Origin of the sequence: Flavobacterium fluviatile, assembly GCF_010645065.1 — a bacterium.
Taxonomy (GTDB): Bacteria; Bacteroidota; Bacteroidia; order Flavobacteriales; family Flavobacteriaceae; genus Flavobacterium; species Flavobacterium fluviatile.
This window is the reverse complement of record NZ_JAADZW010000014.1, coordinates 62,095-83,557: the sequence shown is the minus strand read 5'-3', so window position 1 is coordinate 83,557 and position 21,463 is coordinate 62,095. Positions and strand designations below refer to the sequence as shown.

Annotated in this window: 18 protein-coding genes; 5 read left to right on the top strand and 13 right to left on the bottom strand. The window is 32.8% G+C overall.

The annotated features are described in order from the left end of the window. Positions 1-75 precede the first annotated feature (75 nt). From asnB (GXM17_RS14315) to GXM17_RS14305, 3 genes are all read right to left on the bottom strand, one after another. Positions 76-1,692 (bottom strand): asparagine synthase B, encoded by a 1,617-nt coding sequence (gene asnB / locus GXM17_RS14315; RefSeq protein WP_163400005.1) that lies wholly within the window; start codon positions 1,690-1,692, stop codon positions 76-78. Between the two features lie 206 nt (positions 1,693-1,898). After that, on the bottom strand, positions 1,899-3,575 hold the full coding sequence (asnB, locus tag GXM17_RS14310; protein WP_163400004.1) for an asparagine synthase B: 1,677 nt from the start codon (positions 3,573-3,575) through the stop codon (positions 1,899-1,901). A 294-nt stretch (positions 3,576-3,869) separates the two neighbouring features. Beyond that, on the bottom strand, positions 3,870-4,319 hold the full coding sequence (locus GXM17_RS14305) for a GreA/GreB family elongation factor (RefSeq protein WP_163400003.1): 450 nt from the start codon (positions 4,317-4,319) through the stop codon (positions 3,870-3,872). A gap of 174 nt (positions 4,320-4,493) precedes the next feature. Between GXM17_RS14305 and GXM17_RS14300 the strand changes: the two genes are divergently transcribed. Next, complete coding sequence (locus GXM17_RS14300) at positions 4,494-5,039, top strand: DUF2911 domain-containing protein (protein ID WP_163400002.1); 546 nt, start codon at positions 4,494-4,496, stop codon at positions 5,037-5,039. Positions 5,040-5,103: 64 nt separating this feature from the next. Here the strand turns inward: GXM17_RS14300 and GXM17_RS14295 are convergent, their stop codons facing one another. The 3 genes from GXM17_RS14295 to GXM17_RS14285 all read right to left on the bottom strand — a co-directional run bounded on the left by GXM17_RS14295 (position 5,104) and on the right by GXM17_RS14285 (position 10,928). Continuing rightward, positions 5,104-6,858, bottom strand: coding sequence for a TonB-dependent receptor (locus GXM17_RS14295; protein WP_163400001.1), 1,755 nt, complete (start codon positions 6,856-6,858; stop codon positions 5,104-5,106). Between the two features lie 124 nt (positions 6,859-6,982). Continuing rightward, the gene (locus GXM17_RS14290) at positions 6,983-7,846 is read right to left on the bottom strand and encodes a PhzF family phenazine biosynthesis protein (protein WP_163400000.1); all 864 of its coding nucleotides are present in this window, start codon (positions 7,844-7,846) and stop codon (positions 6,983-6,985) included. A 67-nt stretch (positions 7,847-7,913) separates the two neighbouring features. After that, positions 7,914-10,928, bottom strand: coding sequence for a tetratricopeptide repeat protein (locus GXM17_RS14285; protein WP_163399999.1), 3,015 nt, complete (start codon positions 10,926-10,928; stop codon positions 7,914-7,916). 285 nt (positions 10,929-11,213) lie between these two features. On the opposite strand from GXM17_RS14285, the gene GXM17_RS14280 reads away from it, so the two are divergent. The 3 genes from GXM17_RS14280 to GXM17_RS14270 are packed head-to-tail and all read left to right on the top strand — an operon-like array spanning position 11,214 to position 13,719. Continuing rightward, positions 11,214-11,897, top strand: coding sequence for a cell division ATP-binding protein FtsE (locus tag GXM17_RS14280; protein ID WP_163399998.1), 684 nt, complete (start codon positions 11,214-11,216; stop codon positions 11,895-11,897). Next, a complete protein-coding gene (locus tag GXM17_RS14275) occupies positions 11,897-12,784 on the top strand; it encodes a glycosyltransferase family 2 protein (RefSeq protein ID WP_163399997.1) in 888 nt (295 codons plus the stop codon). The genes GXM17_RS14280 and GXM17_RS14275 overlap by 1 nt, the downstream gene beginning before the upstream one ends. Continuing rightward, on the top strand, positions 12,781-13,719 hold the full coding sequence (locus GXM17_RS14270; RefSeq protein ID WP_163399996.1) for a glycosyltransferase family 2 protein: 939 nt from the start codon (positions 12,781-12,783) through the stop codon (positions 13,717-13,719). The genes GXM17_RS14275 and GXM17_RS14270 overlap by 4 nt, the downstream gene beginning before the upstream one ends. Here GXM17_RS14270 and GXM17_RS14265 read toward each other — a convergent pair. Beyond that, positions 13,703-14,110 (bottom strand): sugar 3,4-ketoisomerase, encoded by a 408-nt coding sequence (locus GXM17_RS14265; RefSeq protein WP_163399995.1) that lies wholly within the window; start codon positions 14,108-14,110, stop codon positions 13,703-13,705. The genes GXM17_RS14270 and GXM17_RS14265 overlap by 17 nt on opposite strands. Position 14,111: 1 nt before the next feature. Next, complete coding sequence (locus tag GXM17_RS14260) at positions 14,112-15,224, bottom strand: glycosyltransferase (protein WP_163399994.1); 1,113 nt, start codon at positions 15,222-15,224, stop codon at positions 14,112-14,114. 30 nt (positions 15,225-15,254) lie between these two features. Here GXM17_RS14260 and GXM17_RS14255 point away from each other — a divergent pair, with 30 nt between their 5' ends. Further along, complete coding sequence (locus GXM17_RS14255) at positions 15,255-16,160, top strand: glycosyltransferase family 2 protein (protein ID WP_244307406.1); 906 nt, start codon at positions 15,255-15,257, stop codon at positions 16,158-16,160. 103 nt (positions 16,161-16,263) lie between these two features. On the opposite strand, the gene GXM17_RS14250 is transcribed toward GXM17_RS14255, so the two are convergent. The 5 genes from GXM17_RS14250 to GXM17_RS14230 are packed head-to-tail and all read right to left on the bottom strand — an operon-like array spanning position 16,264 to position 21,442. Then, positions 16,264-17,754 (bottom strand): oligosaccharide flippase family protein, encoded by a 1,491-nt coding sequence (locus tag GXM17_RS14250; RefSeq protein ID WP_163399993.1) that lies wholly within the window; start codon positions 17,752-17,754, stop codon positions 16,264-16,266. A 1-nt stretch (position 17,755) separates the two neighbouring features. After that, positions 17,756-18,769: a glycosyltransferase family 2 protein gene (locus GXM17_RS14245; RefSeq protein WP_163399992.1), complete on the bottom strand. Its 1,014-nt coding sequence runs from the start codon at positions 18,767-18,769 to the stop codon at positions 17,756-17,758. Continuing rightward, entirely contained in the window at positions 18,760-19,884 is a 1,125-nt protein-coding gene (locus GXM17_RS14240; RefSeq protein ID WP_163399991.1) for a DegT/DnrJ/EryC1/StrS family aminotransferase, read from the bottom strand. The genes GXM17_RS14245 and GXM17_RS14240 overlap by 10 nt, the downstream gene beginning before the upstream one ends. Beyond that, positions 19,881-20,831 (bottom strand): GNAT family N-acetyltransferase, encoded by a 951-nt coding sequence (locus tag GXM17_RS14235; RefSeq protein WP_163399990.1) that lies wholly within the window; start codon positions 20,829-20,831, stop codon positions 19,881-19,883. Before GXM17_RS14235 ends, GXM17_RS14240 begins: the two co-directional genes overlap by 4 nt. An 8-nt stretch (positions 20,832-20,839) precedes the next feature. Then, a complete protein-coding gene (locus GXM17_RS14230; RefSeq protein ID WP_163399989.1) occupies positions 20,840-21,442 on the bottom strand; it encodes a trimeric intracellular cation channel family protein in 603 nt (200 codons plus the stop codon). Positions 21,443-21,463: the final 21 nt, after the last annotated feature.

Genomic DNA, 21,463 nt, shown 5'->3' with positions numbered 1-21,463 from the left:
CGAAATAACTTTTTAACGTCATTTCGGTTTTTTTTTTGAATTATCTTTTCCTGAACCTAAGATCTTTTTCTATTTCTAAACAATCACACCTGTTTTTGCTATTTCAGTATCTGCATTTAAATGTGCTGCATTAGCTCTTCCGCTCGGATCAGGATTATCCTGCCATTTTGGAATCCATTTTCTTACTGTTTGTGCCGCACTTACTTGCGGATAATGTTTATGAAAAATGGATCTGTATAAATATGCCTCTTTTGTTGTTGGAGAATTATACGGAAATTCTGCTGCCGCACCGGCTAATTGCTCATCTGAAACCTGAGAAGCACAATACTTAATTAATTGATCCACCCAGTCATATCCAACACCATCTGAAAATTGTTCTTTTTGTCTCCATAAAATTTCCGAAGGCAAATATGGCTTTTCAGACATGTCAAATGCTTTTCTTAAAATATATTTTTCAACAGCTTCATATGTTTTTGGCTGTTTTTCTTCAGTTTTAATTCGGATTGCAACATCAAGGAAATCTTTATCCAAAAATGGCACCCTGAGTTCTAAACTATGCGCCATTGTTGATTTATCAGCACGCAATATATCGGCCGTAAAGAGCTTTTGAACCCTTTCAATCGTTTCTTTTTGAAATTCTTCAGAAGACGGTGCGTTTCTAAAATACAAATGACCTCCAAAAACCTCGTCAGCTCCTTCTCCCGAAAGTATCACTTTTATTCCCTTTTCTTTTATTGCTTTTGCCAGCAGGTACATTGGAACACCCGAACGTACCGAAATAATATCATACGTTTCGATATGATAGATCAATTTGTCCAGAATTTCAACTCCCTGCTCAACAGTAAAATGAATTTCATGGTGCTGTGTTCCTAAAAATTCTGCTGCTTTTCTAGCCGCAATATTATCCGGAGAATCTGCATCTAAACCTATAGAAAAAGAATGCAGTTTTTCCTTACTCCCTGCTAATAATCGTGATGCAATTGCTGAAGTTAATGACGAATCTAAACCTCCCGACAAAAGAACTCCCACGGGAACATCACTCATTAAACGTTTGCGGGTAGCCTCGATTAAGGACTCTCTGATCAAATCTAAATCAAGTGGCTGATTAGCATTTTCATACTCTTCATATTCCGGTTCATAATATTTAACAAAGCCAGTTTTAGCCGTATAATAATGACCCGGAGGAAAGGTTGAAAACGACTTACACTGATCTGCAATTGATTTCATTTCGGAAGAAAAATAAATTCTCCCTCTTTCGTCTAATCCATAGTATAGCGGCTTAACACCAATTGGATCCCTTCCGGCAATGTAATCATCTCCATCGTTTACTACAAAAGCAAAATCACCATCGAGCAGATTACAAAAATCATAACCAAATTCTTCGTATAAATGCACTATTACTTCAGAATCTGATTTTGTTCTAAATGTATGATGTTTTAAAACTCCTTCTCTTAATTCCTTATGATTATAAATTTCTCCATTATGAACCATCCATGCATTTTTGGTTCCCTGAATGGGTTGTTTTCCTGAATGCAAATCCATAATAAACATACGCTCACTGGCTAAAATGCTGCCATTTTCCATAACATGCAAATCACTTTCATCTGCTCCCCGATGTGACATTCTTTTAGAAAGTTCTCTTACAAGCTGCGGATCTTTTCCTTTACCAATAACGGCTAATATCCCACCCATACAATTCTGTTTTATATATTTTATTCTTCTAAATCTACTTACTGAAAAAAAATCTTAGCCGAAAGCCAAATATAAAAATTTCAATTAAACATTTAAACTGTAAATAATTAAACTCACAAAAAACGTTTCAAACAAGTTTTATAAACCAAGAAAAACGTCCTCAAAGAGAACGTTTTTCTGCAATATAAGTTCTAAAATAAATTTTATTAAGATTTCTGATAAGCATCATCATGTACACTTGCAACCGCTCTTCCAGATGGATCATTCATGTTTTTGAAAGCCTCATCCCACTCCAAAGCAATTTTAGTGCTACAAGCCACACTTGCTTCCTGAGGAACACATAATGCTGCTGCATCACTTGGAAAATGCTCTGAGAAAATTGAACGATAGTAATACTCTTCTTTTGAAGTTGGTGTCTGCAATGGGAATTTAAATCTGGCGTTTGCTAATTGTTCATCAGAAACTTCTTTTGCAACCACTTCTTTCAAAGTATCGATCCAGCTGTATCCTACTCCATCAGAAAATTGTTCTTTTTGTCTCCAGGCAACACTTTCAGGAAGCATATCCTCAAAAGCTTTACGAACAACCCATTTTTCCATTGGGCGCTCTTTGTTGATCATTTTATCCTGTGGATTGATGCGCATGGCAACATCCATAAATTCTTTATCTAAGAATGGTACACGACCTTCAATTCCCCAGGCTGCTAAGCTCTTATTTGCACGCAAACAGTCGTACATATGAAGTTTACCTAATTTACGAACATTTTCTTCGTGAAATTCTCTTGCATTTGGCGCTTTGTGGAAGTATAAATATCCTCCGAATAATTCATCTGCCCCTTCTCCGGACAGCACCATTTTAATTCCCATTGACTTGATAACTCTCGCCATTAACCACATTGGAGTCGAAGCTCTAACTGTAGTCACATCGTAAGTTTCTAAGTTGTAAATAACATCACGAACCGCATCTAAACCTTCCTGAATTGTAAATTTAATTTCGTGGTGAATTGTTCCGATATGATCTGCTACTTTTCTTGCTGCAGCCAAGTCAGGAGACCCCTCTAATCCAACAGAGAAAGAGTGCAATTGCGGATACCATGCATCTGTTGTATCATCAGACTCAATACGTTTTTGAGCGAATTTTTTAGCTACAGCTGAAGTAATAGACGAATCTAAACCTCCAGAAAGTAAAACTCCGTAAGGAACGTCACTCATCAATTGTCTGTGAACGGCAGCTTCTAAAGCTTCTTTTATAGCAGGAATACTTGTTTCGTTGTCTTTTACAGCATCGTATTCTGTCCAGTCTCTTTTGTACCATTGTACAAATTCTCCGTCTTTACTTGACAAATAATGTCCCGGAGGAAATAATTCGATTTTGGTACAATATCCTTCTAAAGCTTTTAACTCAGAAGCCACATAAAAAGTTCCGTTTTGGTCCCAACCAATATACAATGGAATAATTCCCATGTGGTCACGAGCCACAAAATATTCGTCTTTATCAACATCGTAGATTGCAAATCCGAAGATTCCGTTTAACTCATCAACGAAGTTTACTCCTTTTTCTTTATAAAGCGCTAAAATAACCTCACAATCACTTTCAGTCTGAAAGTTATATTTACCTGCAAATTGTTTACGAAGCTCTCTGTGGTTGTAAATCTCACCATTTGCAGCCAAAACCAGTTTTTTATCTTCTGTAAATAAAGGCTGTTTTCCTGAAGCAGGATCAACAATTGCCAAACGCTCATGAGAAAGAATCGCTTTATCATTACTAAAAATTCCGCTCCAGTCCGGTCCGCGGTGACGAATGATTTTAGACATTTCTAACACTTGAGGTCTTAAGCTTTCGGCTTTTTGCTTTAAGTCAAAGGCACATACAATTCCACACATAATTTTATATTTTTACTTTTAAATTTTATTTTGACAGGGCAAAGATGAATTATTAGTTACAATTGAAAAACACAAACAACAAAATCAATTACAAATATCAATCAAAAAAACCAATTTACATGGTAAATGTAAAATTTTAATATAAAAAAAAAGCCGTAAACTTGAAAATTTTAATTTTGAAGATCAAAATAGTTCAAAAAAAACAACTTATACCAAAAAACTGACCAATCTTTGCAGAATTACTTGCAGAGATTCCTCGTTCCACGCAATGACAAGATTGAGCAGATAACGTCTCTACTCTACACTTTCAATAGTATAATGTGTCTTATTAATCTCAAACTGAAACCCAACTTTATTACCCATTAAATGAGTACCCAAAGGAGATTGCGGGGAAAGTGCAATAACGTTTACACCATCAATAGCAATTTTAGGAAGCGCCACACTCAAATACAAATAAATTCCGTTGGCTTTTACCAAACTTCCTGAAATGATATTTTCTGTTATTTTTGAGGAATCAATTTTATCTAAAACTGCTTTCTGTGCAATTGCTTCTTTAAGTTTATTGGTCAGTTTTTCCTGTTCAATATGCATCATTGACAAAGCTGTTTCATGTTTATCTCCGGCTGAACCTTTTGCGTCGTTTTTAGAATCTTCAGTAAGATTGCTAATCATATCCCTGAAAACATCAATTCGGTCCTGAACCATTTGTAAATAATGGGAATGTATTTTTTGTTTAAAAGTCATTTCTTTAAGATACTAATTTTCTAAGTTACAAATATGCAAAGGTTGTCCTAAAACCCCATAAACCTAAATGCTTTTTTTATCCCAAAAAGATTCATTAACAAAAATTAACAAGATGTTTTAGATTTTTTAGCAAACAATCAATAATTTTAACACTCATTAATTTTAACTGTCATTATGAAAAAATCTACAATTATTACCACAATTGCATTCGCTGTTACGATGCTTTTATCATCAAATGTCAATGCTCAAAAATTCCCTGACTTGGACAAAAGCCCAATGGACATGGCTTCTTATCCAAATGATTATAAGGATCCGGCTAAATTGGTCCGAATTATCTATAGCCGTCCACAATTAAAAGGAAGAGAATTAAGTACTTTAATACCTGAGGGAAAAGTCTGGAGAACCGGAGCTAATGAAGCTGCTGAAATTACATTTTACAAAGACGTGAAATTGGGTGATAAAAAAATAAAAGCAGGAGCTTACACTTTATTTCTTTTACCTGAAAAAAATGCATGCACCGTAATCTTAAGTAAAGACCTTAACGTTTGGGGTTCTTATACTTATAAAGAAGCGAATGACGTTGCGAGATTAAGCATTCCGGTTACTGAAGGAACAGAGTCCCTTGAGGCTTTTTCAATGGTTTTTACTAAAGCTGACAAAGGAGTGGTTTTGAATATAGGCTGGGATAAAGTTAGAGTTGCGATTCCTTTTACAGAATAAAGACATCTTACAGCATAAAAAAATAGCTTCCAATTCGGAAGCTATTTTTTTATATCACTATTTACTAAAAATCAAATTTGTAATTCGCTCCGCCTAACACCTGAAATCCCTGTACAGGATAATTCAGCCATTTTTCATAATTCTGGTTTCCAATGTTGTTTAATTTCAGGAAGAAAGTCAGGCGTTCGCTGAATTTGTATCCTAAATGCGCATTGGCATCAAAATAGCTTTTTAGGGTAACAGGACCATTAAAAGTCGAACTTAATAAATCATTTTGCATATCCTTACGCTCCCCTACATAAAAAACATTCAAGCCTGCATACCATTGCTTTGTTATATTTACATCAAGATTAGAACCTAATTTGATTGTTGGTAAGTTCCATGCTTCTACAGGTTCATCAGTTTTGTAACTATTGAATGTACCGTTAATTCCGAAAGTAACATTTTCAGAGAAATCAGCTTTTAATTCTGCATAGAAACGAAATGTTCTGATGTCTTCATAAACCACTCCAAAAGAGTTTCCATACTCATAATTCTCGTTTGAAAAATCTTCCGTGTAATCATTGCTTTTAAACAAAGCTTTGTTTTTTTCATTCAGATAAGAACCTGTCAGATTATAATTTACATTGTTCGCCAATTTCCCTTTCAAACCGGCAAAAACATTGTATTGAGTACTTGATGGCCTGACATCCAATGTTGGCGATAAAAACGGATTTTCATTTACAAAATCGGCATATGAATTCTGAGTTAAAGTTCCGTTTACCCCTGTATAAAAAATCATTAAATCACCCACTAATTTATACGAAGCATTTACTTTTGGGTAAATGTAAAATTTATTTCCGCTATTTTCAGAATCCAGTGCATAGTATAATCCTGCCCCTAATTCAAGAGTCCAGTCGTTTTCATTCACTACAAAACTTGGCTCAATTCCAAAATTGGTCAGACTATATTTTACTGGATCTGTATTTGTTTTAAAATAATTATTTTCGAAACTTCCGCTTACATGGTCAATAATAACATTCGTATTAATTGACTGATCCATTACATCAACTTTGAAAGTTGGTTTCAGGTAAAAACGATTTTCTGAAGAAGAAAAACTATCCGAAAAGTGTGTGAATTTTGTTGCTACTTTGCTAAAAACGCTTTCATTGAATTCAAAATTTCCTCCTAATGAAATCGTGTTATAAGTATGTCCCGGGTTGATTTTATTTATTAAATCAAGACGATCCTGAGGAATCAAAGAAGCACCAAAATCTTTTGGCAGTCCATACCAGTTGTAAATTTGGTTTTGGTAACCTAATTCGACATTCCATGACATATCCCTATTATTTTGACCGTAGCCAACATTTAATGCCGTATCATAAAATTCATCATTTAAAAGCACGTCTTTAATTCCGCCTTGTGACGAATGATGACGAAACATTCCGGATACAAAATCATTATTTCCCAAATCCTGATTCACAAATAATTCGGCATTGAGTGTACTGTAATTTCCAACGCCCAAAGTCGCATAATTATTAAACAGACGCTCCCTTTTTGATTTTTCAACATTGACCGCTGTTCCTTTTGAAGGCGTAAAAGTAGAAGCAACAGGAACTGATAAAATACTATATCTGATAGTTTCTTTAGCCTGATTTCCCGAATCATCAAGTGACGGTGTTTCTTTTACTTTGTTAGCATCTGATATGGTTGGCGAATAGGGTTTTACTACGTTTACTGTTTCTGTACCAATATTTTCATTTTTCTTTTGGGCAAATGAAAGCTGAAAAACAAACAGCAAAATTAAAATGATGGTTTTATTCTGGAAATTAATTTTCATATTTTATACTTTTTTGTAAAATGTATTCTGTCAAATACAAAATGCTTTTTCAGCTTACTTTTTACATTTTACAATTCAATTATATTCTATTTTCTAATTTTCTAATTCTTAAATTTTCTAATTATCAGGCTTCCCATTCGCCTTTAGCAACAAACTGAACCTTTCCTCCTATTTTAATATCAAAATCATTTTCGGTTAATCTTCCTTTGAAATAAATCTGAGAAGGACGGTTTATATAATCTCCCTGATAATTGATTAATTCGATTTCCGGTTTGTGATTTTTTAAAAGATAAGCCTGCAAACAGGTACTCGCACTCCCTGTAGCTGCATCTTCTACTAACTGATTATGTTCAATACACAACATTCTGCTAAATAATTTTTCACCTTCTAAATAGTAAAAATACAAACCCTGATGCGTCGTTTTACAATGTTTTTTCAGCCATTCATCGGTTTTGTCTTTATCCAGTACCAAATTTTCCAATGCCCTTTTACTGCTTAACCCAACCATTACAAAAGCACTACCAGTCGTCACTTCCTGAATTGGGAATTGATTTTCAAAGTCGCTGCTTTTCAGATTACTGAATAATGCAAAATCCTCTTTCGAAAAAATATCCCAAAATTTTGGCTGTGCCGCTTTTAACCAAATCAAATCCTCTGATTGATTAATCGCAATTGGTCCAATTGGGACACTCAGCTTAATTTCGACAGGCGAATGATCAAAGATTTTATTCATCAAAACCCATGAAGTCCCAATTACAGGATGTCCTGCGAACTGCATTTCCTGAGATGGCGTAAATATTTTAATTTCAGCTTTATTGTTTTCTTTATCCAGTTTGGTAACAAAAGTACTTTCGGCAAAATTAATTTCGCGGGCAATCTTTTGCATTTGTTGTGAACTGAGATTTCCGGCATCTAAAAAAACAGCCAGTTGATTTCCGGCATATTTTTTATCTGTAAAAACATCAACTATATAAAAAGGTAAACTCATAATTTGTGAAATGTATTTTGTGAAATGTAAACTGAATACTTTTTAACTTTTCACATCTAACTTCTAACTATTTTGTAATTGACGAATTCGTTTTAGACTCTTCCAGTTTGATTGCGGTTAGCTCTATTTTCGCTTCTTCAACCACATCCGGATAATCTGTAAAATTGTTGATTACGTTATCCAGAATATACGTTGCCTGATAGCTGTCTTTTAAACCGTAGAAGTTTTTTGCCATTAAAACTAAACTCTTCGCTCCGTAATATTTGTATGCCGAATAGTTTTTTGCCAATTTCTGAACTGATACATTCGAAGCATCAAATTTTCCTTCTTTGGTTTTAAAATAGGCATCATAATACAAAGCTTCTGCAGCTAATTCTCCTTTTGATGTTGCTGATAATTTTGCATACGCCGCTTTCGCCTTGTCTTCGTCTCCCGTCTGCATTGCTGCACGTGCTACGATGATTTGGGCGTCTGCTTTTACATTTGCATCTGCTTTAGGATTTTGCAGTACTTTATCAGCATATAGAACAGAATTACTGTAATCATTTTTATCATAATAGCATTTCATCAGATTAGCCTGTGCAAAATTTACATTCTGAGCAGAATCTGACTCATCACTTAAGCGAACTAATACCGGAATCGCTTTATCACAATCCTTAGCTTTTAGAAAAATCTGGGCCAGTTTATTTAGTGACTGTTCTGTAAATTCATTTCCTTGCTGTGCTGTCACATATTGATAATTTGCAACTGACTTCGATTCTGAACCTTCTGCATAAAGCAATTGTGCCAGATAAAAATTTGCTTCTAATGAATGTAATCCTGATGGAAATTTGCTCACATAACCTGAAAAACCAGTAATTGCCTGTTTGGTATTGCCTTGACTGTATTGTTTGAAAGCAGCATCATAAGTATCATTATCTAATTCTGCATCTGTAACCGAAACGAAATCCAATGTTCTAACCCATGTTGCATATTCATCTACTTTACCCGAATCAACATAAATCAATCTCGCTGTAGAAACTGCTTCCAAAGCTTCAGGTGTTTTTGGGAACTCGGCTGCTACTTTTTTAAATTTCGTCAAAGCCTGTTCATCACGATCTGAATTGTAATAAATCAAACCTTGTCTTAAAATTGATTTTGAAGTAAACGAACCATTTTTATATTCTGAAATCAGCTGATCGTATGTTTTAATCGCCTGTTGGTTCTTTTTGTCAGCCACGTAAGTATTTGCTAATTCGAACAAAACATCATCACGATATTCTGACTTCTTATACATCTGAAGAAAATTATTCAGCTCCTCAACTTTCTTATCATTTCTGGACATGAACCCATACGAAATCGCTTTTTGAAATTGTGCATAATCAGCATCAACACCTTTTGCACTAATTGCTTTTCCGTATGCTTCCATTGCCTGAGCATATTTAGAAGTTACAAATCGGCAGTCTCCCAAACGTAAATACGAATCGTTTAGACGAACCTTATCTCCCGGAGCATCATTAATCTGAGCCTGAAAAGAATTCCCTGCCTGATCGTACTGTTTCAGCTTAAAATACGTATATCCTATATTATAATTGATGTTTTTATATTCATCCGTTGTTTTTGCAGCTGCTAAACCTGCGAATTGCTTGTAGCTCAATAATGCGTTTCTAAAATCATCCGTTACGTATTCAGATTCTGCTTTCCAGAAAGTGGCACGGGCTGTAAACTCAGGGTTTTTCTGTTCTTTAACAGCTCCATTGAACATCTTTAACGCTTCAGCATAATTCGACTCGTTGTACAATTCTAAACCTCTGTAAAAAAGTACTTTTTGGTAGGCCAGTTTATTTTCAGGTGTTCTGTTTTTCTCCAGTAAAACCAAAGCTTCTTTGTAATTTTTAGTCGAAATATAAGAGTCAACCAATAATTTCTCTATTTCAGCACGACTGGAATTATTTGGATATTTTTTTAAGAAATCAAGCAAAATCCCGGGAACGGTCTGGTATTGATTTCCAATATCATAGCTCAATTTAGCATAATTTAGCGCAGCATCTTCCTGAATCAGGGCATTAAAATCCATTTCAGAAGCATTTTTAAAAGCATTCAAAGCTTCCTGTTTTCTACCAGTATTGAGATAAGCCAAACCTAAATGATAATAGGCATTCTGCGCTACAAAATCTTTCCCTTCGATGATTTTATTGAACTGGGAAATCGCCTTTTCATAGTCTTTCTGTTCGTAATAAGCATATCCTAACTGGTAGAAATCGGTATTATTCCATTTTCCTTTTCTTCCTGCATATTGCTCCAGGTACGCAATCGCTTTACCATATTGTTTTAAATTGAAATAGCTTTCTCCGATAATTTTATTCAATTCAGATTTTTCAAGTGCATTTGATTGCCCCATTGCTGCTTGTCCCAGCTCGATAGCTTTTTGAAAATTACCCAGTTTAAAATTCATATCTGCCTGAAAATACGAAAGCTTTTCCTTGTATTTTTCTTCACCCGAAACCTCGTCAAAATATTTTGTCGCTTCCTTGTAATCATCGCCTTCATAAGCCATGAAACCTAAATAATATTTGGCTTGCGAACCAAATTCGGGAGAATTCACCACTTTATTAAAATAGGTTGTGGCTTCTTTTTTCTTTTTGGCATTAAAATAACTGTATCCTTTTTGGAAATTAAATTTATCCAGATCAGACCTGCTCATGTAACTTTCGTCAACCCTGTCAAACCATTGCAGTGCTTTTGGATAATCTCCCTGTTCGAAGAAATAATGGGCAACCTCAATATAAGCCTGATTTTGTTTGGTACTTGTTGGATAATCTTCAACAAATTTTTCCATTAATTCATCTGCATTGGGCTGATTCGTTCTTATTGCACAATTAGCGATGTAATATGCACAATCTGACTTTACTTCTTCTGTCGTAGCCTGATTTTTCACATATTCGAAAATATGCCGGGCCGAAGCGTATTGTTTATCATTGTATAAGGCAAGTGCTTTATCAAAATCCTTTAAATCGTAGGTATATATAGCTGATTTTTGTGCCGAAACCATAGTAGAAAAAAGAACCAATGGCATTAAAAAGAACCAGGAAATTTTACGCATTTTAATTATGTTTAGTATTCAAATGTATCATTTTATACCGTTTATAACGAAACGTTTTAAGCTTTTATTATGAACAAAAGTTTTAAGCTTTTAAATTTTTAAGCTTTACAAGCCTCAAAATACCGATTTTATTTTTACCAAACCGATTCGTTTAGAATAAGATAGTTTTAACGATAAAGTAAATCTTATGCAGTTTGCTATGAATATTTTTTCTGTTCAAATGATCAAAATTTATTTTGAATCCAACCGTTAACTTATTACTTTTACATTCAAATCAATTTTATTATGTCAGAAACCGTACTATCCCTTAAAGATGTCACTATATTTCAGGAAGGAAGAAAAATTTTATCACACATCAATTTAGAAGTTGAACATGGCGAATTTATCTACATAATTGGAAAAACAGGTTCCGGAAAAAGTAGTTTCATGAAAACTTTATACGGTGATTTGCCTCTTTCTGAAGGTGAAGGACATATTGTTGAATTTGATTTGGCTGCTTTAAAAGAAAGCCAGATTCCGTATCTGAGACGTAAAATCGGAATTGTATTTCAGGACTTCAAATTGCTTCCGGACAGAACGGTAAAAGACAATATGCTATTTGTTCTTAGAGCAACAGGCTGGGTTGAGAAAGAAGCCATGCAAAACAAAATTGACGAAGTTCTGGATAAAGTGGGCATGAAAGATTATATGAATAAAATGCCGCATCAGCTCTCAGGAGGAGAGCAACAGCGTGTTGCCATTGCAAGAGCATTGTTAAACGACCCTGAATTTATCCTTGCTGATGAACCAACCGGAAACCTTGATCCGCAAACAAGTTCTGAAGTTTTAGAAGTACTGAAAAAAATCAACGCCAACGGAAAAACGATTATTATGGCAACTCACGATTATGCTTTATTGATGAAATTTCCATCTAAGACATTAAAATGTGAAGATGAGAGAATTTTTGAAGTTGTGCAGCGAAGTGTGTAATGCTTTCCGTACTTATTCCTACTTATAATTACAATACTTTTCCTCTGGTTGCGGAACTTCAGAAGCAAGCTGACTCTTCAGGGATTGATTATGAAATTTTAGTTCAGGATGATTGTTCTAATGACTTTTTAATTGAAAACAATAAAATAAATACTTTAAAATATTGCTCTTTCTGTTCAAATGAAATAAATTTGGGAAGAGCAAAAAACAGGAATCATCTGGCATCTAAAGCTAAGTTTCCCTGGCTGTTACTTTTAGACTGTGATATGTTTCCCAAAGAGTCTAACTTTATAGAAAACTATCTCCTGACTATTAAAAACATCAATAAATCTGTTGTTTTTGGAGGAATAACTTATAAAATAAAAAGACCAGAAAAAGAACAGCTTTTACGTTGGCATTACGGCCACAAAAGAGAATCAATATCATTAGAAAACAGAATAAAAAAACCTAACAGCAGAGCACTTACTTCTAATTTACTGATAAATAAAAAACTGTTTCTGGATCATCCATTTGACTCTGCTATTACAAAATATGGATACGAGGACTTATCTTTCCTGATGACATTAGAAAGGAATAAAATTTTAGTTTCTCATATCGATAACCCTGCTTTCCATTTAAATTTAGAAAGTTCTTCTTTATTTTTGAACAAAACCAGAATTGCTTTAGAAAACTTAGCTTTTATTAATTCACAGCAAACAACTCTTTCAGACAGTAAAATTATATCAGTCTATTCAGCGTTAAACAAAATAAGGATTACTCTGGTTATCGTTTTTCTTTTTAATGTATTCGAAAATAAAATGATCAATAATTTACTTTCACAAAACCCCTCATTGCTTGTTTTTGATTTATATAAATTGGGGTATTTTTGTAAATTGCAATCAAGATGAAACCCTATTTCTCCATAATTATACCCCTTTACAACAAAGAAAGTTTTATTGAAAACACTTTAAAAAGTATTTTCAGCCAAACTTTTACAGATTATGAAATTATAGTCGTTAATGATGGATCTACTGATAATAGTGAAAAAATTGTGCTTGCATTTAACGACAATAGAATTCGATTTTATAGTCAAAACAATCAGGGTGTTTCAGCTGCCAGAAACGTTGGCATTAAAAAATCTAAAGGCGATTTTATAGCTTTTCTCGATGCTGATGACTATTGGTATCCAAATCATTTGGAAATACTGGAAAAGTTAATTAAAGATTACCCTTATGCAGGACTTTATGCTTCGAGATATATCTCTAAGGTTTCAGAAAAAAAGTTTGTTACAAATTCATTTTTAAACATTGATGAAAATTTTTCCGGAATTGTACCCGATTTCTTTTATTCCAGCCTGGTAAGCCGGATTGCGTTGACCTCAGCTGTAATAGTACCAAAAGCAGTTTTTGACAAAACAGGCTTTTTTAATACTTCTATCACAAGTGGTCAGGATTTAGATTTATGGATCAGGATTGCCCTACTTTTTCCTGTTGCTGTCGCCCGAAATATCACAGTCGAATATAATGCTATGGACAGTGGCAGTCTTTCTAAGAAAAATATACGGGATAAAAAACTGATTGATTTTTCTGTATTTCAAAAAGAAGAAGCAACACATCCAACATTAAATGCCTTCTTAGATGTTAACCGTATGGATTATGCGTTAAAATTTAAGATTAGCGGTAACAGGACTGAAGCAGATCAATATTATAATGCGATTTCTAAAAAAAACATCACACTAAAAAACTGGATAATTTTCCATTTACCAAGATGGATACAAATTCCTCTGTTAAAAATTAAAAAAAGATTGTACAGAAAAGGAATCACGTTTAGTGTGTATCGCTAGCTTTTTTAAAAGCTTTAAATTCCTCAAAATCCCTGATATAATCTTCTTCAATATAAACTTCTGAAGCCACCACCAGACAAACTGAACCTGAAGAAAAATTTTGGAGTTCCCTCCAGATTCCAGAATTAATCAGCAAACCTTCGTAAGGCTTATTTAAAGTAATAATCTGTTGTTCTTTACCATCATTCAAAACCACATCAAAACTGCCGCTTAAAGCCACTAAAAACTGCTGAAGATCTTTATGTGCATGACCTCCACGTTGAGCTCCGCTTGGCACATCGTATAAATAATAAACCCTTTTAATATCAAAAGGAACCGTATCATTTTCTATTACGGAAAGATTTCCGCGACGTTCTTCGATTTTAGGGATAGCTATAATTTGGATATTCATTTTACGAATATATATTAATTCCCATTAAATCCAGCCACAGTTTCCCTATTTTTTCAATTGAAAACCGCTCTACACTTTTTAAGGTATTACTTTTACAATGATGATACAAAATTGAGTCTTCAATTAACAAATTCATTGCTTCAGTAAGTTTTTCAAAATTTTGATTTTCCACCAGCAAACCATTTTGTTTGTCAGTAATAATTTCATTTGGACCAGAAACACAATCGAATGAAATAACCGGTGTTTTACAGGCTAGTGATTCTATTAATGTCATAGGCAAACCTTCATATTTGCTGCACAAAACTAAAAATAATGCATTCTTAAAATATTTATAAGGATTACTTTGAAACCCTTCAAAATAAACCTTGTCCTGCATACCAGTCCTAATAGCTGCTTCTTTATAAATATCTTTAAGTTCACCATCTCCCAGCAGTACAAGAGAAATACCTTTTTTAGGCAAAACGGAATTAGAATAAGCCGTAATTAGTTTATCAAATTGTTTTACATTTTGCGAATCAAATCTTCCTGCTGCAATTATATAGGGGAATTCTAAATCCGTATATTCTAAAGATTTAGTTTTGATATCCTCAATATCAATCGGATTATTAATCGTAATAGCATTTTTTATATTAAACTTTGCAGTTACTAAGTTTTTTATTTCATGTGAAACACAAACTATACTATATTTTTTATCACAAATTAATTTACTCAAAAAACGAGAACTTGGTAAATAGGTTTTTAATCGTGAACTATGAACGGTGTAAATCGTTTTTTTGTTATAAACCCATTTAGACCAAACATACTCCTGAAGTGGCTTTATACGGTATCTAAAATCAATAATATAGTCGAATTGATTATTATGTATATATTTCTTAAAAAAGAAAAACAATTTTAGTTTTCCTAATATACCTTTATTTTCATTTTTCATTTTTCCAATATTCACTAATTTTCCCGAATAAGGATATGAAATAACATCAACAAAAAGAATATTATGAACCTCTATATATTTTTTTCCAAAATAAACAGATAATGAAGACATAACTTTTTCCAGTCCGCCCTCACTCAGACTGTAGCCCACTAATGCAATCTTGTATTTCTTATTTTGTTTTATCATAAATGAACACTATTTTAGTCGCTAAATATAATGCTTTTATTCAAAGTCATGCAAAATCTACCATTAGTCAGTATTATTTGTTTGTGTTATAACCATGAAAAGTTTGTGATTGAATCCTTAAATTCTGTACTCAATCAAACCTATAAAAATATTGAACTAATAATTGCTGACGATTGCAGCTCTGACAATTCAAAACAAATTATTCAAAATTGGCTTAAAAATCATCCCAATATTACATTTCTTTCAAATGAAAAGAATTTAGGAAATACCAAAACTTTTAATAAAACGTTACTGCTTGCAAAAGGGGAATACATAATTGATTTAGCTGCTGATGATATCTTGTTACCAAATTGCGTCGATAAACAAATTATGGCTTTTTTAAATTCGAATCAGATCAACCTTGGTATTGTTTACGGAAATGCTGAAATCATTTCAGAAAACAATGCTCATCTTTCTTATTACTATGCTATAAATAACCAAAACAAAGTAATTACGAAACCTGCATCTAGTGATATTTATATTGCTATGTTAAATCAAAGCAGCAAGATTTGCTCTGTTTCATCAATGGTTAAACGAACTGTCTTTGATCAACTTAACGGTTACGATGAAAATCTTTTTTATGAAGATTTAGATTTTTGGATACGAGCATCCAGAATTTATAATTTTGAGTTTATTGACTCTGTTTTAATTAAAAAACGAGAGGTTGAAAACTCGCTAGGAAGTCAGTTTTATAAAAAAAATAATTCCAAAACAAAAAAAATAAACCATTCATCTTATTTAGTTATCAAAAAAGCTATTGCACTAAACAAAAACAGAACCGAGAATAAAGCTTTACTAAAAAGGATGCATTACGAAATGGATAAAGCATTAAAAACATTTGACTATTTATTGTTTCTTAAATACATTCCTTTAGAATTAAAATTAAGATTTTCTTAAATAAAAAATTATTGATTGATTATTAATAACACTTCTTTGTCAATAATAACAATACAATTAATAATTCAAAAAACAACAATAACAATTATTTTTTCAATAAGTCTTATTTTCTATTTCTCATTTTTATAAAAAGAGAAGAGAGATCTACTCTTTTGTCTAGCTCAGAATAAGAATAATAAATTGATAAAGTAGACAATATCCCCAAAATTATATACCCAGAAGTTGAATCTACAAAAAAGACAACAAGACAATTAAGCAAACCTATAAAAAAAGAAAATAAAATTATTTTAAAAGTATCTTTTCTAATACTAAAGTTAAACTTTCTATTCAGAATTCTATAAACGTATATGCCATAAATCGTAAAATTAATGATACTTCCGACACCTATTCCTTCTAATCCAAACCAATGATAAAAAGCTATAGTCAAAGTAATGTTTAAAAAATCGCCCAATAACTCCTGTCTGAAATATAATTTATTTTGTCCCTTTGCTAAAATTATAAAAGCTAGAGGCCATATTATTGCTTTTATTATTACTGCAAAAATAGCCCCCTTAAAAATCAATGTAACTGCGGAGAACTCTTTTGTATATAAAATTTCAATTAAAAAAGGAGCAAACAAATATAAAAGAGACAACATCGGGGTTACCAACAACAATCCCATTTCTATTTGATCATTTACGATTTGATTCACCCGAATGTCATCATTTTGTACTGCAACCAACCTGGGAAAAAAATCAGTCCCCATAGCATTAAAAACCAGACCAACATACGTGAGTAACACAACTGAACTCACTTCATAAATACCTAATATTTCAGCTGTCACGCCATTTCCATTAAAATACAATTTTATGATATAATTACATATCTGTCCAAATATTACATTTATAGACAATAAAAAACCCATTTTCAACAATGGCTTACCTCTGCTTATAGTTTCAGAAAACGAAAGATTTACTTTTATTAAATCAATATACCGGGTATAGTATAGGTTGAAAAGCAATCCTATCAAGCTTGATAACAATATAACAGGAACAATACCATCAAACTTAAAAAAATAATAGATTGGGATTGTTACTAAAACTATAAATACTGAACTCCAAACATTTGAAATAGCTATCAATCTAATTTTTCTCAATCCTTGTAACATAGCAATCCTTCCTGAAGAAATACTCAAAAAAACAAAATTTATTGAGAGAATTACAAACCAATAATAATTTTTTTCTGTTCCAAATGTCCATTTACTCAACAACTTTGACAATAAAATGGTTACTATTGCTCCAAACACCCCAATCATACAAAACCATCGTTTCAAAACGACCAACTGTTCCGAGAATCCTCTCTCATCGCCATGCGCATAAGCAGAACTCACTTCTCTAACAGCTGTAACATTAAGACCAAAATTAGTAAGAGAACCAAAAATACCTATTGTACTATTTAACAAAGCAACTGTTCCAATACCTGCTGTTCCCAAAAACAAGGCTACAAATTTAACACTTATCATGCTAATAAGTATTCTGAGAACCTGGACAAAACCAAATACCCCAGTAGCCTTAACAATTTCTTTATGTGAATTTCCTGTTTCTTTTAGTGACATATCAATCAATTATACAGCCAAAAGATGTGTACTGCCGTTTAAATCGTTCGACCCATTTTTTCCATTCATTTTCACTAGCGTCAGCAACATTTTTATCTCTCAGAATTTTTTGGATACTTTCAGGATTCATATCATTCGGAAAATTATCCATTACATCTAATTGCCCTTCGTACCAAGCTTCATTAATAATTTTGTTAAACACAATCATATTGATGGAAACATTTTCATAATTCTTATGCTGATTGGTAGCAGCAGAAAGAAAACTCGTCTTTACAACTTCCTTATTCGTTCTTCCAAAAGCTGCATTTTTATTTTTATTCAAAAAATGGACAGCATTATAAAGCTGAAGCCCTTCGTCTATAGTATTTGTATGATTTTTCCACAAACTCAAAAAATATTCGCGTTTAAACACAGCTCCTGCAACCGAGTAAATACTATAATAACTTAAAGCTCTTGATCTATTATATATATTAAAAAATGCTAATGTTTTTCGGATTTTGAATTTAAAAAAAACAAAGATAAACTTATATAATAGTGGGTTAGCTGTATAAAGATTTGGTTCATAAATACTAAAAAAGGCTTCTTTTTTTTTGATATTATCCGATATTAATATGGGATTCCCTAACCAATACAACTTAAGCATTTGGAGGTTATTATTTCTTAATAAAACTTCCAAGTCATTCAAGGCTATATAATCCGTTAACCAGATATCATCCTCCAATAGCACAAAATAATCTGTGGCATCTTTAGCAGCATCAATCCATAAATCTATGGGAACTTTTGAATTTAAAGTTTGTCCTTCATTATTAATAGCGCTTACTTTTTCATCATATAAAGATGATTTTAAAATAATAATATCTGTATGCTTTTCTAAAATTTTCTTTAGAAACTTTTCTGGTGTACCGTCATCAAGAATTATAATTCGATAATCTGATTCAATAACAAATCTTCGAATACTTTTGATACAACGATCTAAACAATAAGGCCTGTTAAAAGATTTTATAATTATATCCATAAATTCATCTTCTCAATTACAAAACTCACCTCATCTCCGGTCATTACAGGACTCATAGGCAAACTCAAAACCTCATTATGTATCCTCTCAGTAATTGGAAAAGATAAATTATTCCAGTTTGAAAATGCTTTTTGTTTGTGTGAGGGAATCGGATAATGAATCATTGTCTGGATTCCGTTTTCTAATAAATACTGCTGCAATTCATCTCTGTTTTCGGTACGAATAACAAACAAATGAAAAACGTGGTTTTGAGAATAATCCCAAACCGGCAACTGAATCTTATCGTTTTTTATTTCTGCCAAATAACGTTTAGCAATCGTTCTTCGCTTATCATTTTCAGCATCTAAACTGGGCAATTTCTGATTTAGAAAAGCCGCCTGTAATTCATCTAGTCTTGAATTTACCCCAATGTATTCATTTTGATATTTCGTTTCAGATCCATAATTTCTCAGTGATTGAATTATTTTTGCTAATTCACCGTCATTCGTTGTAACAGCTCCTCCATCGCCCAAAGCACCTAAATTCTTCCCGGGATAAAAGCTAAAAGCAGCAGCATTTGACAAATTCCCGGATTTTTTACTTTCAACTTTTGACTTTTGACTTTCAACTAAAATGGCTCCATGTGCCTGAGCAGCATCTTCGATTACTAATAAGTTATTTTGATGAGCAATTACGTTAATCTCATCCATTTCTGCCAATTGCCCATAAAGATGCACTACAAGAATGGCCCGGGTTTTTGAAGTGATTTTCTCTAAAATCAAATTCGGATTTATATTGTAAGTTTCTAATTTTGGCTCCACCTGAACCGGGATCAAATCAGCTTCTAAAATAGCCAAAATACTGGCTATATAAGTATTTGCGGGAACAATAACTTCATCTCCCTTTTGTAGTTTCCCTAACTGAATATATGCTTTAAAAATTAATACCAATGCATCGAAACCATTTCCGACCCCTACACAATGTTTTGTTCCGCAATAGAAGGCAAAATTGTTTTCAAATGCTGTGACTTCTTTCCCCAAAATATACCAGCTGTTTTCTAAAACCGATTTCAGTTTTGTCTGAAAAGCAGTTTCATACTGTTCGTTTATTTTTTTTAAATCCAGAAATTTTATCATTTAACACTTATTTTATAAAAATCCTGATTATAGACTGAACAACCTAACTCCTCTTTTTGTTTTAAAAGCCCTTCATTATATCCTTTTTTACTATCATCACCCACAATTCCCATATCAAAAAAAAATTTGCCCTCGCTTTTGTATTTCTCTATTAAATTGATGAATAAAAAATCCAGCGCTCTTACTTGTTCTCCCTTTTTTGTTGTAGCACCGTATTGTGATTTAACAACTTTTTCAGTTTCAAAAATAGTTATTCCAGCAATAATTTCTCCTCCTTTATAAACTGAAAACTGCTTAATGTTTTCGGAAAATTTTTTTTTCAATGTAATAATTTCTTCTCTGGAATGAACAGGCTTGGTATTAAACCTTTCCGCCAATCTTGGTTCTAAAACTTCTTCCCAAAAAGGGTATAGATTTTGCTCTTCAATAATTTCTAAATGAAGATTTTCGATTCTTCGGAAATGTTTTAGTTTACTTTTTGATATTTCTAATGGAGTTGTCAAATTAACAGCCAGATTCATTTCTTTTCGCTCCAGCAAACCTCCTTTCTTAATCAAAAAGAAATCTATCTCCTGATTGCCTTTAGAAAAATAAAAAGCAGGAATTGGTTTATAATAAAACGTATCAATTGCATTTTCTTTTAAAAAAAATAGAATTTCATTCAAAATCAATTCCACTTTTTCTGCCTTAAGTTTAGACGAAAATACCAAACCACCATAAGTCAAACCCTGATGTGAATACAATGTTTTTCCTGATATATTAGCGGGTAAAACAGCAACCAGATTTCCTCCTTCAAAAACCATTAGCGAATAATCTTCAAAACGATCCTTGTGATATTCCATAAAATCCCGATGAAACAGAAACGTAGCATTTTTGGCCTGAGCTATAAAGTCATTCCATATTTTATAATCGCTCTCGGTATATTTTTTTACGGTATATTTATCCAATGTTGTTTCTATTTATGATCAAAAGCAGGCAAATACCATCTGAATTTTACAGCCAGTAACCGCACCGAAATTATAACTATTGAAGTCGTTAAATATAAAATATCTTTATCTAAATCTAGACTTCTCAGCGCAAAAAAAACAACTCCGCCAAAAATACAGATTGTGGCATAAATTTCCCTTCTGAATATGGTTGGAATCTCAGTGCATAAAATGTCGCGAATTACTCCGCCAAAACAGGCGGTGATTGTTCCCAATGTAATACAAATTAGGGGATGCAGGCCAATAGAAATGCCTTTTTCAAGACCAATTAAGGTAAAAACCCCTAATCCGATTGTGTCAAACAAAAATAAAGAAGTACGAAGCTTATCAAACTTTTTTCTAAACAGAATTGCCAATCCAAAACCTAAAATAATCACATAAACATATTTTAAGTCCAACATCCAGCCAACCGGGGTTCTTCCTATTAAAACATCACGCAGTGTTCCGCCGCCGACTGCCGTAACAAAGGCAATGATAAAAACCCCAAACGGATCCAGTTTTTTATGCATCGCTGTTAAAGCACCTGACATTGCAAACGCCATTGTACCGATAATATCTAAAAGATGGAACATTTTTTTTGAGATTCTAAGTTG

Bases quoted from the DNA above. Each gene is read 5' to 3' on its own strand.
- asnB (WP_163400005.1), bottom strand. From the start codon at position 1,692: ATGGGTGGGATATTAGCCGTTATTGGTAAAGGAAAAGATCCGCAGCTT.
- GXM17_RS14240 (WP_163399991.1), bottom strand. From the start codon at position 19,884: ATGATAAAATTTCTGGATTTAAAAAAAATAAACGAACAGTATGAAACT.
- GXM17_RS14300 (WP_163400002.1), top strand. From the start codon at position 4,494: ATGAAAAAATCTACAATTATTACCACAATTGCATTCGCTGTTACGATG.
- GXM17_RS14275 (WP_163399997.1), top strand. From the start codon at position 11,897: ATGCTTTCCGTACTTATTCCTACTTATAATTACAATACTTTTCCTCTG.
- GXM17_RS14295 (WP_163400001.1), bottom strand. From the start codon at position 6,858: ATGAAAATTAATTTCCAGAATAAAACCATCATTTTAATTTTGCTGTTT.
- GXM17_RS14290 (WP_163400000.1), bottom strand. From the start codon at position 7,846: ATGAGTTTACCTTTTTATATAGTTGATGTTTTTACAGATAAAAAATAT.
- asnB (WP_163400004.1), bottom strand. From the start codon at position 3,575: ATGTGTGGAATTGTATGTGCCTTTGACTTAAAGCAAAAAGCCGAAAGC.
- GXM17_RS14250 (WP_163399993.1), bottom strand. From the start codon at position 17,754: ATGTCACTAAAAGAAACAGGAAATTCACATAAAGAAATTGTTAAGGCT.
- GXM17_RS14260 (WP_163399994.1), bottom strand. From the start codon at position 15,224: ATGATAAAACAAAATAAGAAATACAAGATTGCATTAGTGGGCTACAGT.
- GXM17_RS14245 (WP_163399992.1), bottom strand. From the start codon at position 18,769: ATGGATATAATTATAAAATCTTTTAACAGGCCTTATTGTTTAGATCGT.
- GXM17_RS14265 (WP_163399995.1), bottom strand. From the start codon at position 14,110: ATGAATATCCAAATTATAGCTATCCCTAAAATCGAAGAACGTCGCGGA.
- GXM17_RS14270 (WP_163399996.1), top strand. From the start codon at position 12,781: ATGAAACCCTATTTCTCCATAATTATACCCCTTTACAACAAAGAAAGT.
- GXM17_RS14280 (WP_163399998.1), top strand. From the start codon at position 11,214: ATGTCAGAAACCGTACTATCCCTTAAAGATGTCACTATATTTCAGGAA.
- GXM17_RS14230 (WP_163399989.1), bottom strand. From the start codon at position 21,442: ATGTTCCATCTTTTAGATATTATCGGTACAATGGCGTTTGCAATGTCA.
- GXM17_RS14255 (WP_244307406.1), top strand. From the start codon at position 15,255: ATGCTTTTATTCAAAGTCATGCAAAATCTACCATTAGTCAGTATTATT.
- GXM17_RS14285 (WP_163399999.1), bottom strand. From the start codon at position 10,928: ATGCGTAAAATTTCCTGGTTCTTTTTAATGCCATTGGTTCTTTTTTCT.
- GXM17_RS14305 (WP_163400003.1), bottom strand. From the start codon at position 4,319: ATGACTTTTAAACAAAAAATACATTCCCATTATTTACAAATGGTTCAG.